A 12,212-nucleotide genomic window follows, 5' to 3' on the forward strand; every position below is an offset into this window, starting at 1 on the left:
GCCATCGACCGATTTCGCACAAGAAAAGGAGAAACATCATGCTTAGTTGGGCAATCACCTTCCTGATCATCGCCATCATCGCCGCGGTCCTGGGCTTTGGCGGCATCGCTGGCGCCGCGACCGGTATCGCGAAGATCCTGTTCATTGTCTTCCTGGTGCTGTTCGTCGCCTCTTTCTTCTTCGGCCGCGGCAGAGGTTGATGACCATGAGCAGGATGCTCCCCAAGGCCCTGGTTGTCGCGCTGCTGCTGGGCAGCGGCGCGACGGCGCTGGCGGCCAATGACGGCCAGGTCCGGGCCAACCAGTTGCTCGGCTCGGACCCCGAATACCAAAAAACCTGGCAGAAGACCCTCAAGAACGAGGAGCGCCTGCCCGAGTGGGTGATCAACCTGAGCGGCAGTTCGGCGCAGCAGATGTCGGCGGTGACCGAGGACGGCGACCAGTACCTGGTCGGGCCGTTGTGCGAGTCCGAAGGCAACTGCACCTACAAGCGCATGATCGTGGCCTTCAGCTGGGACAAGGAAGAAGCCTACGGCATGCTCGTGGAAGTGCCCGAAGGCCTGCCCGCCGACAAGTCGCCGACCCGCCATGCCAACTACCGCTGGCTGGGCAAGCCGGACGAGGGCATGAAGGCCTTGCTGCAGGAGCAGCTCAAGCGTGACCCGAACTGGTACTGACCAGCGGTCGCGCACTGTAAATAGTGTCACTAGATAGAAGCTGAACCTTTTTATCTTTCAGGCTTCTATGATGCGCCGCCCCGAGGAGGGGTGGCGCATGACCAAGGGGCCGGGCCGCTCTGACTGTTTCAGGGTCGCAGTGGCCTAGGGGTACAGGGAGTGCCTCCGTCATGGGCCGGGTCAGGAGAGGGTGGCATCGGAAGTTGCAGGTCGGTTGGGTCCGAACAGGACGATGTGACCGATCTGGCTTCCGAAGCGCCTGTAGGACTCCTTCCTTTAATACGAGCGACTTTTTACTTCAGACACATTTTGTCGCTACCGTATATCGAAATATTTTCAGTTGTCCGACAGGTCAGCTCGTGTGGCATTTCAGCCATTCGGATTGTCGAACACGCCACTTCACACCTTTCTGTCCTACTGCCAAATCGGCCTAAAAATGGCGCTTTGGTCTTGTTCGGAAATCCGAACGTTGAAAATCAAGGGCTTGGCGATGCCCGATTTTGGCTTCCGGTCTCATGCCGATTCGGCATAGGGTAGTCGTTTCCGGCATTAGACTGCCCCTCCCCACGTCGCAATAGTTGCCGCCTTTTTCCTCGGCCCGAGCGCCAGCAATGTTCGCTCGCGGTGTCCTTACAGTGGGACGCCGGACCGACCCGGCGCAACCGGAATGGCTTTTAGCCGCTCTGGCATGCGCCTTTTCGGCCGGTGCCCGTGACCACTACAACAAAGGGTAATGACATGAAGAAGGCAAAACTGAGCCTCGCCTGGCAGATCGTGATTGGTCTGTTGCTGGGCGTTGCAGTCGGCGCGCTACTGAATCATTTCAGTGCAGAAAAGGCATGGTGGATCAGCAACGTCCTCCAGCCGGCCGGCGACATCTTCATTCGCCTGATCAAGATGATCGTCGTCCCGATCGTGATTTCGTCGCTGATCGTGGGCATCGCCGGGGTTGGCGACGCGAAGAAACTGGGCAGCATCGGCCTGAAGACCATCATCTACTTCGAGGTGGTGACCACCATCGCCATCGTCGTCGGCCTGGTCCTGGCCAACGTGTTCCACCCGGGCGCCGGCATCGACATGAGCACCCTGGGCACCGTCGACATCTCCAAGTACCAGGCCACCGCGGCCGAGGTGCAGCATGAGCACGCGTTCATCGAGACCCTGCTCAACCTGATCCCGTCGAACATCTTCGCGGCGCTGATGCGTGGCGAGATGCTGCCGATCATCTTCTTCTCGGTGATGTTCGGCATGGGCCTGTCGAGCCTCAACGCCGACCTGCGCGAGCCGCTGGTGCGTACCTTCCAGGGCGTGTCGGAGACCATGTTCAAGGTCACCCACATGATCATGAACTACGCCCCGATCGGCGTGTTCGCCCTGATCGCGGCCACCGTCGCCAACTTCGGCTTCGCCTCCCTGCTGCCACTGGCCAAGCTGGTGCTGCTGGTGTACTTCGCCATCGCCTTCTTCGCCTTCATGGTGCTGGGCCTGGTGGCGCGCGTGTTCGGCTTCTCGATCATCAAGATCATGCGCATCATGAAGGACGAGCTGATCCTCGCCTACTCCACCTCCAGCTCCGAGACCGTGCTGCCGCGCGTGATCGAGAAGATGGAGAAGTACGGCGCGCCGAAGTCGATCTGCTCGTTCGTGGTACCGACCGGCTACTCGTTCAACCTCGACGGTTCGACCCTGTACCAGAGCATCGCGGCGATCTTCATCGCCCAGCTGTACGGCATCGACCTGTCCTGGAGCCAGCAGCTGCTGCTGGTGCTGACCCTGATGGTCACCTCCAAGGGTATCGCCGGCGTGCCGGGCGTGTCCTTCGTGGTACTGCTGGCCACCCTGGGCAGCGTGGGCATTCCGCTGGAAGGCCTGGCATTCATCGCCGGTGTCGACCGCATCATGGACATGGCCCGTACCGCGCTGAACGTCGTGGGCAACGCCCTGGCCGCGGTGGTCATCGCCAAGTGGCAGGGCATGTACGACGCCGAGAAAGGCGCGGCGTACTACCAGTCGCTGGTGCTGGAAAAAGGCAAGAAAGAGGCTGTGGTGGCGGGCAAGACCGTCAACCAGTAAGCCGCTGAGCTGAGCGAAGAGCCCCGACTTGTCGGGGCTTTTTGCATTCTTTTGTGGCGCATCGGGTCCTGTGGGGGCGGGTTTACCCGCGAAGCAGACAACTCGGTGGCTGGCACCGGCTTTGCCGGTGTTCGCGGGTAAACCCGCTCCCACAGAGGGCGCGGCGATTGCGCTATCATTCGGGCATTTTTCACGGGGGAACACACGGATGCTCAACGGCCTCTGGCTCGGCTTTTTCCTGGTGGCGGCCATCTCCGCCCTGGCCCAATGGCTGGTGGGCGGCAACGCCGGCATCTTCGCCGCGATGGTCGAGAGCATCTTTGCCATGGCCAAGCTGTCGGTGGAGGTCATGGTCCTGCTGTTCGGCACCCTGACCCTGTGGCTGGGCTTCCTCAAGATCGCCGAGAAGGCCGGCATCGTCGAATGGCTGGCCAAGGTCCTCGGCCCGCTGTTCGCCCGGTTGATGCCGGAAGTGCCGCCCGGCCACCCTGCCCTGGGACTGATCACCATGAACTTCGCCGCCAACGGCCTGGGCCTGGACAACGCCGCCACGCCCATCGGCCTGAAGGCCATGCGCTCGCTGCAGGAGCTCAACCCCAGCAGCACCACGGCGAGCAACGCGCAGATCCTGTTCCTGGTGCTCAACGCCTCGTCGCTGACCCTGCTGCCGGTGACCATCTTCATGTACCGCGCCCAGCAAGGCGCGCCCGATCCGACCATGGTGTTCCTGCCGATCCTGCTGGCTACCAGCTGCTCGACCCTGGTCGGCCTGCTGTCGGTGGCGGTGATGCAGCGCCTGCGCCTGTGGGACCCGGTGGTGCTCGCCTACCTCATCCCCGGCGCCCTGTTGCTGGGCGGCTTCATGGCCTTCCTCGGCACGCTGTCGGCGGCTGCGTTGGCCAGCCTGTCGTCGATCCTCGGCAACCTGACGCTGTTCGGTGTGATCATGCTGTTCCTGGTGATCGGCGCATTAAGGCGGGTAAAGGTGTACGAAGCCTTTGTCGAAGGTGCCAAGGAGGGCTTCGACGTGGCCAAGGGGCTGCTGCCCTACCTGGTGGCGATGCTGGTGGCGGTCGGTGTGCTGCGTGCCTCGGGCGCCCTGGAGCTGGCCCTGGACGGTATCCGCCACGCGGTGACCTGGATGGGCCTGGACACCCGCTTCGTCGAGGGCCTGCCCACCGCGCTGGTCAAGCCGTTCTCCGGCAGCGCGGCGCGAGCCATGCTGATCGAGACCATGCAGACCCAGGGCGTGGACAGCTTCCCGGCGCTGGTGGCGGCGACCATCCAGGGCAGCACCGAGACCACCTTCTACGTGCTGGCGGTGTACTTCGGCGCGGTCGGCATCCAGCGCGTGCGCCACGCCGTCGGCTGCGCCCTGCTGGCCGAGCTGGCCGGGGTGATCGCGGCGATCTTCGTCTGCTACTGGTTCTTCGCCTGAGCCTGGCTGACGGTCCAGTCGATCACCTGGCGCGCCAGCTGGTCGCTGGCCGCGCCGAAGCCGGCGACCACCGCCGGCACCTGCTGTTCACCCAGCGCCTGGCGCACCTCGAAGCGTTTACTCGCGAGGATGCGCTGGCTGCGGCCCTGCACCAGCCGCGCGTCGTAGCGGATCACCACCTCCACCGCACCGCCCGGGCGGTATTCGCTCTGGAAGGCCTGTAGCTCGCCACCCAGCTCGTAGTCGGCCTGCAGGTTACTGTCATCGGCGCTCAGGCGCTGCACCCGGCCATCGCGCTGGAAACCGTCGAGCAGGCGGTTGCGCACCAGCATCGGCGTCGGATCGCTCCAGCGTGCGCCCTTGTAGCTGCTGATCACGTCACCTTGGGGGATCACCGCGATACGCGGCCCGGCCAGGGCTTCGCTGGCCAGCGGCTTGTTCAGGCGCAGCGACCAGTCCAGCGGCGCGGCGGCGCGGGCCGACTGGTTCACCGGCAGGCGGTAGATATCCACAGGCTCGCTCTGCGGCAGGATCGAGCAGGCCGAAACCAGGCTCAGCGTGGCGGCGAAGGCCAGGCGCAGCGACGGGATCATGGCTGGAACTCCTTGTTGTTGTCGCGGCCCAGCAGGTAGCCGCTGGGGTCGGCTTCCAGGCGCCGGGAGATGCCCTTGAGCGAATTGAGGGTCTCACGCAGTTCGCGGATCGCCGGGGCGATCTGGTTCAGGCCCTGGGCACCGTCGTCCAGGGACTGGCGGTTGTCCTGCAGCAGGCTGTTGATGGTGGCGGTGCTTTCGGCCAGCGACTGCATGGCCTGCTCGGCGCTGCCGATGGCCTGCTTGCCCTGGGTGCCGAGCAGGCCGTTGGCATTGCGCATCAACGCCTGGGTTTCGGCCAGGGTGGCGTTGGCCTGCTTGCCGACCTGGGCCAGTTGCTCGATGGCGTCGGCGATGCCGCCCTTCTGGCTGGCGAAGGCGCCGGTGGTCTGCTCGAGATTGGCCAGGGTGTTGCTCAGGCGTTCGATGTTGCTTTCGGAGAACATCAGGTTGGCGTTGTGCAGCAGCAGGTTGATGTTGGTCACCAGGTCGCTGCTGTCGTTGAGCAGGCGCGAGATCGGCGAGGGCGAGGCGACGATCACTGGCAGCTTGCCGTCCCTGCCCTTGAGTTCGGGGCTCTGCGGGGTGCCGCCGCTGAGCTGGATGAATGAGTTGCCGGTCACCCCGGCCAGGGTCAGCTTGGCCTGGGTGTCCTCCTTGACCGGCGTATCGCCGCTCAGGCGTACTCGGGCCAGCACCCGGCGCGGGTCTTTCGGGTCCAGGCGTAGGCTGCTGACGTCGCCGACCTTGATGCCGTTGTACTGCACCGGGCTGCCGCGGGACAGGCCGGAGACCGCCTCGTTGAACACCACTTCGTAGTCCTTGAAGGCGTCGTCGACGCTGGACTTGGTCAGCCACAGGCCGAACAGCATGGCGCCGGCCACCACCAGCACGGTGACCAGGCCGATCAGGACATGATGAGCTCGGGTTTCCATCGTTCAGCGCTCCTGGCGGGCGCGCAGGGCGGCGTCTTCGGCCGCCCGGCCACGCGGGCCGTGAAAGTATTCGTGAATCCACGGGTCATCGGTCTGCTCGACCTCGGCCAGGGGCCCTGCCACCAGCACCTTCTTCTGCGACAGCACCGCCACCCGGTCGGTGATGGTGTAGAGGGTGTCCAGGTCGTGGGTAATGAGGAACACCGACAGCCCCAGGGCATCGCGCAAGGTGAGGATCAACTGGTCGAAGGCGGCGGCGCCGATCGGGTCGAGGCCGGCGGTGGGCTCGTCGAGGAACAGGATATCCGGGTCCAGGGCCAGGGCGCGGGCCAGGGCGGCGCGCTTGATCATGCCGCCGGACAGCGATGCCGGGTACTTGTCGGCGGCGCTGATCGGCAGCCCGGCCAGGGCCAGCTTGACCCCGGCCAGGTGCTCGGCGTCGGCCCGCGACAGCCCGGCATGCTCGATCAGCGGCAGGGCGACGTTCTCGGTGACGGTCAGCGAGGAGAACAGCGCGCCCTTCTGGAACAGCACGCCGAAGCGGCGTTCGACCAGCGAGCGCTGGCTTTCGTCGAGGGTGGCCAGGTCCTGGCCGAACACCTTGACCGTGCCTTCGTTGGGCCGGCGCAGGCCGACGATGCTGCGCAACAGCACCGACTTGCCGCTGCCCGAGCCACCGACCACGGCGAGGATCTCGCCGCGGTACAGGTCCAGGTCGAGGTTCTCGTGCACGCTCTGGCTGCCGAAGCGGTTGCACAGGCCCCGGGCTTCGATCACGGCTTCAGTCACCAGCCCATCTCCATGAAGAAAAGCGCGGCCACCGCATCCAGCACGATCACCACGAAGATCGATTGCACCACGGCAGACGTGGTGTGGGCGCCCACCGACTCGGCGCTGCCGCTGACCTTGAAGCCTTCCAGGCAGCCGATGGCGGCGATCAGGAAGGCAAAGAACGGCGCCTTGGCCAGGCCGACCAGGAAGTGCTGCACGCCGATGTCGCTCTGCAGCAGCGAGAGGAACATGGCCGGTGAGATGTCCAGGGTCAGGGCGCAGACCACCGCGCCGCCGATCATGCCGCAGAGCATGGCGACGAAGGTCAGCAGCGGCAGCGCGATCAGCAGCGCCAGCACCCTTGGCACCACCAGCAGTTCGATGGGGTTCAGGCCCAGGGTGCGGATGGCGTCGATCTCTTCGTTGGCCTTCATCGAGCCGATCTGCGCGGTGAACGCGCTGGCGGTGCGACCGGCCATGAGGATGGCGGTCAGCAGCACGGCGAATTCACGCAGGAAGGAGAACGCGACCAGGTCGACGGTGAAGATGGTCGCGCCGAAGTCTGCCAGCACCGTGGCGCCGAGGAAGGCCACCACCGCGCCCACCAGGAAGGTTAGCAAGGCGACGATCGGCGCGGCGTCCAGGCCGGTCTGCTCGAGGTGCGCGACCACCGGCGTGACACGCCAGCGGTGCGGCTGGAACAGGCGCAGGAACAGGGTCTGCAGGATCAGGCCGATAAAGCCCAGCACCTGGTTGGTGTCCTGCCACAGCTGGTCGACGGCGCGGCCGATGCGCGCCAGCAGCAGGAGCAGCACCGGTTGCTCAGGCTCCTTGACCGGGATGCAGTAGTCCTGCACCGAGCAGTAGACGTTCTTCAGCAGCGCGCGGCTGGCGTCGGGGAGTTCGTCGGTGCAGCGCGACAGGCGCTCGGAGCCCAGCAGCTCGGCCAGCAGCGAGGCGCCGGCGGTGTCCAGGCGGCCCAGCTGGCTGAGGTCGACCTGGGTGTCATCGCCGTACTGGCTGCCCAGACGCTCGCACTCGCGCTTGAGGCTGGCGTAGTGGGCCAGGGTCCAGTCGCCGACGATGCGCAGGCGCGAGGGCTGCTCGGTGGTGTCCAGGGTGGCGCTCGGGACGGTCATAGGCTCCATGCGTCTGACTGAGGGCATAGAGGCTGATCATAGCGCAGCGGGCCGCATTCCTGTAGGAGCGGCCTTGTGCCGCGAAAGGGCTGCGAAGCGGCCCCGGCAATTTCTGCCTTGACGCTGAAATCCTGGGGCTGCTTCGCAGCCCTTTCGCGGCACAAGGCCGCTCCTACAGGGTTTTTTCAGCGGGCGGTGTCGTCCACAACCTTGAACCGCAACACCCCGATCACCTGCCCGTCCTCGGTCAGCACCCTCACCTGCCACTTGCCCACCGGATTGGCCGGGAAGTTCTGCTTGTGGGTCCAGGCCCGGTAGCCTTCCTTGCGCCCACCGTGAATATCCAGGGCGATGCGGTCGACCTCTTTGCCGTCCAGCTGCCACACATGGTAGATGCGTTCGTTCAGGCCACGGGGCGCGTTGATGGCGGTATAGGCGTACAGTCCGCCACTGCGGATGCGACTGGCAGCCACTTCGTCCAGCGAGGCGCCCGGCTGGCGGTTGAGCACTTCTGTGCTGATCGCCACATCGGTCATCCACAGCGTGGCCGGTGGCACCCAGGAACGCAGCAGCCAGCCGCCGCCGCCGACCGCCAGGGTCACCAGCACCAGGGCCACGCCGCGGCGCCAGTTGTTGATCGGGAAACTGCTGGCCAGGCTCGGGAACGACAGCACCATGGCGGCGATCAACGCCAGCTTGAAGCTCTGCGCGGTGGTCAGGTGCAGGATGATCGGCAGCGCCGTGAGCATCGCGGCGAACAGTGTCAGGGTGTGCAGCGCCAGGAACAGCCAGCGCCGCGGCGCCAGCCATTTGTGGTACAGCGGGTCGACGATCGAGATCAGCCCGGCGGCGCCGAGCAGGCCGGTGAAGATCAGCTGGCCGCTGTTCCAGGTGGTGGTGATGAAGAAGAACGGCAGGACGAAGAACAGGCTTTCCTGGTGGATCATCTGCGTCGCGAAGCGCAGCAGCGGCTGCGGGATCTCGCGCTTGAAGGTGCGGGCGAACAGCTCGGTGAGGGTGTTCTCCAGCATCAGCCAGATCCAGCTGACCAGCATGACGATGGCGATCCAGCTGGCCAGCCCGGCCTGGCGGTCGACCAGGATGAAGCTGCCGATCCCGGAGAGGAAACCGTAGAGCGCGATGATGCCAGGATAGCGTTTGAGCAGCTCGATGATGCGCAGGATGAAGCTGGGGATCGGGGGCATGGGTTTACAACAGGAAAAGGCGTGTTCGAGGCGTCGTGGGAGCGGGCTTGCCCCGCGATGAGATCATCGCGGGGCAAGCCCGCTCCCACGCAGACGCTGTTGGCCGACAGGATACCGCCGAATCACGGCTCCCGTGTAGCACCACTCGGGCGATTGGCCACCACGCGGCGCCGGCGGATCAGCCCCGCGGCCAGGATCAGCCCCAGCACCAGCGCCGCCAGACCATACAGTTCGTCATACCCCAGCAACGGCTTCTCGATGCGCAGGTACCCCGGCTCCTTGAGCAGTTCGCGCAATGCCGCGTCGGCCTGCTTGAGGCTGACCTGGCGCAGTTGTCGCACCGGATCGGTGAAACGCCCGTCCTCGTAGGCGTTGAGCGCCCCCCAGTAATAGTCGGCGAGCGCCGCGTTGCCCTGGGTGGTCCAGCTTTCCCGGGCAATTGCCGCCTCCTTGATCCGGGCGAAGGTGTCCGGGTCCAGGCCGTGTTTGCGCAGGTGGTCGAACAGCTCCCCGAGCACCTTCAGCGCCTCGTCGAGGTCCTGGCGCTCGAGGTCGGCATTGAGGCTGAGCATCCCGCTGTCGCCGAAGCTCTCGCGTTGCACCGACGGGCCATAGGACAGGCCATGGCGCAGGCGCAGCTGGTCGTACAGCGCCCAGTCGAGGTAGCGCGAGAGCAGCTCGAGGGTCTGGTCGTGGCCCTCCTCCAGCGTTGGCTCGATGAACAGCCAGTGCAGCTTGACGTTGTCGCCCAACCAGCCGCGGGTCAGGTCGCGACGCTGCTCGGCCTGCTGGCTGATACTTTCCAGGTTGCGGCGCTCCTCGGGCTCGGTGGCCGGCAATTCGCCGAAGGTGCGTTCCAGGTAGGCCGGCAGCAGGCGGTCGAGGCCGCCGACGACGATCAGCGACATGTTGTTGGCCGCGTACCAGTGTTCGCGCAGTTGCCGGACCTGCTCCAGGGTCATGTCGTCGAGGTTGGAGCGCTCGGGGCACTTCAGGCCCAGCTCGGTGGCCAGCTGGTCGCTGGCCGGGTGGCCGATGTCCTGGCGGTCGAGCCAGCGCTGCAGACGGCCGTAGTGGCCGCCGTCCTCGCGTTCGATGATCTTCTTCGCGGTGGCCAGCGCCTTTTCGTCGATGCGGGTGTCGCGCAGGATTGCCAGCAGCAGGTCGAGCACTTTGCGCTGGTTGCGCGCCGGGGCCTCGATGACGAAGGTGGTGTCGGCGCTGCTGGTGAAGGCGTTCCACTCCCCGCCCAGGGCCTGCATGCGCTCCTCCAGGCCGCCCTCGCCCGTCTCGTCGATACCGCTGAACAGCAGGTGCTCGAGCAGGTGCGGCAGCTCGCGCTGGTCGCAGTCGAAGTCGTCCAGGCCCACGCCGACCACCAGGCGGATCGACACATGGTCGCGCTCGTAGCCGGACTTGAGGATCACTTGCAGGCCGTTGGGCAGCAGGTAACCCTCGACCCGTGAGCGATCGAGGGCGAGCGTGGGCAGGCTGAGGGTCAGCAGGCAGGCGAACAACAGGCAACGCATAGGCGAGCTTCGGTCTCCGGGGTGTCTGGGCTCAAGGCTGGCGGGCTTCGTCCGGCACGCTGTCGAGCATCAGCCCGCCGGTGTCGGTGCCGCCCAGTACCACATAGGCACTGCTGCAGAACAAAGAGTTCAAACGCTTCATGTCGGCAATCAGCTCCAAGTGTAGCGAACTGGTCTCGATACTCTGCACCACTTTACGTTGCAGGCGGCTGACATGGGCGTGGGCCAGGCGCCTTTCCTGGGCGCGGAAGCGGCGTTTCTCGCGCAGCAACTGGTGCGCGCTCTGCGGGTCGGCGCTGAGGAACACCGTCAGGCCCAGGCGCAGGTTGGCCAGCAGCTGCTCCTGCAGGCCGGTCAGTTCCTCCAGGCCGACCTGGGAGAACTCCCGGCGCTGCGAGGTCTTCTGCTGCTGGACCTTGCGCAGCATGCGCTCGATCAGGTCGCTGGACAGCTTGAGGTTGATCGCCAGCTCGATGATTTCCGCCCAGCGCCGGTTGTCCTGCTCGCCAAGATCCTCGCGGGGCATCTGCGCCAGGTACAGCTTGATGGCGTTGTACAGGGCCTCGGCGTCCTCGCCCAGGGCCCGCACCTGCTGCGGCATCGCGGTCTGGGTGCCGCGCAGGGCGCCGAGCATGGCCTCGAGCAGGCTGTCGACGATATCGCCCAGGCGCAGGGTTTCGCGCACGGCGTTGGCCAGTGCCAGGCTGGGGGTGTTCAGCGCGGTCGGGTCCAGGTGGCGCGGCTGGTGATGGCCGTTGCCGTTGTCACGTTCGGGCAACAGGTAGCTGCACACACGGCCCATGGGTTTGACCGTCGGTAGCATCAGCAGGCAGCGCAAGGTGTTGTAGAGCAGGTGGAAGCCGATCACCAGCTCCTGCGGGCTGAAGCTCAGGCTGTCCATCCACTGCACCAGAGGGTGCAGGACCGGGATGATCAGCAACAGGCCGACGATCTTGTACAGCAGGCTGCCCAGCGCCACCCGGCGTCCGGCGCTGTTCTGCAGGCTGGTGGTGAGGAAGGCGAGCAGGCCGCTGCCGATGTTGGCGCCGATCACCAGGCCGATGGCGACCGGCAGGCTGATCACCTCGGCGCCGGCCAGGGTGGCGGTGAGCAGCACGGCGGCCAGGCTGGAGTAGGAAATCATGGCGAACAGCGCGCCGATCAGGGCGTCGAGCAGGATGTCGCCGGTCAGCGAGGCGAACAGCACCTTGACCCCCTGGGCGTGGGTGATCGGCGCGGCGGCGTGGACGATCAACTGCAGCGCCAGGATGATCAGGCCCAGGCCGATGCCCACCCGGCCCAGTTGGCCGGCGCGGGTCTGCTTGCGCGAGAGGAAGAAGATCACCCCGAGGAAGATCAGCAGCGGCGACAGCCAGGACAGGTCGAAGGTCAGCACCCGCGCCATCAGCGCAGTGCCCACGTCGGCACCTAGCATGATCGCCAGGGCCGGGGTCATGGCCATCAGGCCCTGGCCGACGAACGAGGTGACCAGCATGGCGGTGGCGTTGCTGCTCTGCACCATGGCGGTGACCAGGATCCCGGCAACGAACGCCAGCGGACGCTTGTTCATGTTCTGGCCGAGCACCCGGCGCAGGTTCGAGCCGTACACCCGCAGGATGCCGGTACGCACGATATGGGTGCCCCACACCAGCAGCGCCACGGCGGAGAGCAGGTTGAGCAGGGTCAGCATGGTCGGGCCCCCTTTTCTTCTATGCCCCTGGGCGGGGCCAATGGGTGCGGCGGTGAGTCTGGCCCGGGGGTGGGCTGGTTTTTTCAGTGCTCACTGAAGCTTTAGTTGTTTTGCGCAGTGGGTGCCAGCTTGGCATGACTGAAATCTATTTGAAACCTGCCAC

The 12,212-nt window shown here is 65.6% G+C and carries 11 protein-coding genes; 4 read left to right on the top strand and 7 right to left on the bottom strand.

All coding sequences use genetic code 11. The features are described 5' to 3' along the window. Positions 1 to 38: 38 nt before the first annotated feature. The 4 genes from AC0MAZ_RS03860 to AC0MAZ_RS03875 all read left to right on the top strand — a co-directional run bounded on the left by AC0MAZ_RS03860 (position 39) and on the right by AC0MAZ_RS03875 (position 4,187). Positions 39 to 200 (top strand): DUF1328 domain-containing protein, encoded by a 162-nt coding sequence (locus AC0MAZ_RS03860; RefSeq protein ID WP_008092060.1) that lies wholly within the window; start codon positions 39 to 41, stop codon positions 198 to 200. Positions 201 to 205: 5 nt separating this feature from the next. Beyond that, positions 206 to 676 (top strand): inhibitor of vertebrate lysozyme family protein, encoded by a 471-nt coding sequence (locus AC0MAZ_RS03865; protein ID WP_203649092.1) that lies wholly within the window; start codon positions 206 to 208, stop codon positions 674 to 676. 738 nt (positions 677 to 1,414) lie between these two features. Beyond that, positions 1,415 to 2,749 (top strand): glutamate/aspartate:proton symporter GltP, encoded by a 1,335-nt coding sequence (gltP, locus tag AC0MAZ_RS03870; RefSeq protein ID WP_050703212.1) that lies wholly within the window; start codon positions 1,415 to 1,417, stop codon positions 2,747 to 2,749. 208 nt (positions 2,750 to 2,957) lie between these two features. Further along, on the top strand, positions 2,958 to 4,187 hold the full coding sequence (locus AC0MAZ_RS03875; RefSeq protein ID WP_475860252.1) for a nucleoside recognition domain-containing protein: 1,230 nt from the start codon (positions 2,958 to 2,960) through the stop codon (positions 4,185 to 4,187). Here AC0MAZ_RS03875 and AC0MAZ_RS03880 read toward each other — a convergent pair. The 7 genes from AC0MAZ_RS03880 to AC0MAZ_RS03910 form a co-directional block, all read right to left on the bottom strand. After that, positions 4,169 to 4,780: an ABC-type transport auxiliary lipoprotein family protein gene (locus tag AC0MAZ_RS03880; protein ID WP_475860254.1), complete on the bottom strand. Its 612-nt coding sequence runs from the start codon at positions 4,778 to 4,780 to the stop codon at positions 4,169 to 4,171. The genes AC0MAZ_RS03875 and AC0MAZ_RS03880 overlap by 19 nt on opposite strands. After that, complete coding sequence (locus AC0MAZ_RS03885; protein ID WP_050703215.1) at positions 4,777 to 5,715, bottom strand: MlaD family protein; 939 nt, start codon at positions 5,713 to 5,715, stop codon at positions 4,777 to 4,779. The genes AC0MAZ_RS03880 and AC0MAZ_RS03885 overlap by 4 nt, the downstream gene beginning before the upstream one ends. A gap of 3 nt (positions 5,716 to 5,718) precedes the next feature. Beyond that, complete coding sequence (locus AC0MAZ_RS03890) at positions 5,719 to 6,504, bottom strand: ABC transporter ATP-binding protein (RefSeq protein ID WP_475860255.1); 786 nt, start codon at positions 6,502 to 6,504, stop codon at positions 5,719 to 5,721. Then, positions 6,501 to 7,634 carry an ABC transporter permease gene (locus AC0MAZ_RS03895; RefSeq protein WP_050703217.1) on the bottom strand — a complete coding sequence of 378 codons (1,134 nt, stop codon included), beginning with the start codon at positions 7,632 to 7,634 and terminating at the stop codon, positions 6,501 to 6,503. Before AC0MAZ_RS03895 ends, AC0MAZ_RS03890 begins: the two co-directional genes overlap by 4 nt. Before the next feature lie 176 nt (positions 7,635 to 7,810). Next, positions 7,811 to 8,830: a DUF5924 family protein gene (locus tag AC0MAZ_RS03900; protein ID WP_110735988.1), complete on the bottom strand. Its 1,020-nt coding sequence runs from the start codon at positions 8,828 to 8,830 to the stop codon at positions 7,811 to 7,813. Between the two features lie 122 nt (positions 8,831 to 8,952). Beyond that, complete coding sequence (locus AC0MAZ_RS03905; RefSeq protein WP_267813575.1) at positions 8,953 to 10,359, bottom strand: M16 family metallopeptidase; 1,407 nt, start codon at positions 10,357 to 10,359, stop codon at positions 8,953 to 8,955. A gap of 31 nt (positions 10,360 to 10,390) precedes the next feature. Beyond that, positions 10,391 to 12,049: a Na/Pi cotransporter family protein gene (locus AC0MAZ_RS03910; protein WP_475860257.1), complete on the bottom strand. Its 1,659-nt coding sequence runs from the start codon at positions 12,047 to 12,049 to the stop codon at positions 10,391 to 10,393. Positions 12,050 to 12,212 lie beyond the last annotated feature (163 nt).

It is taken from the genome of Pseudomonas sp. A (assembly GCF_056270345.1).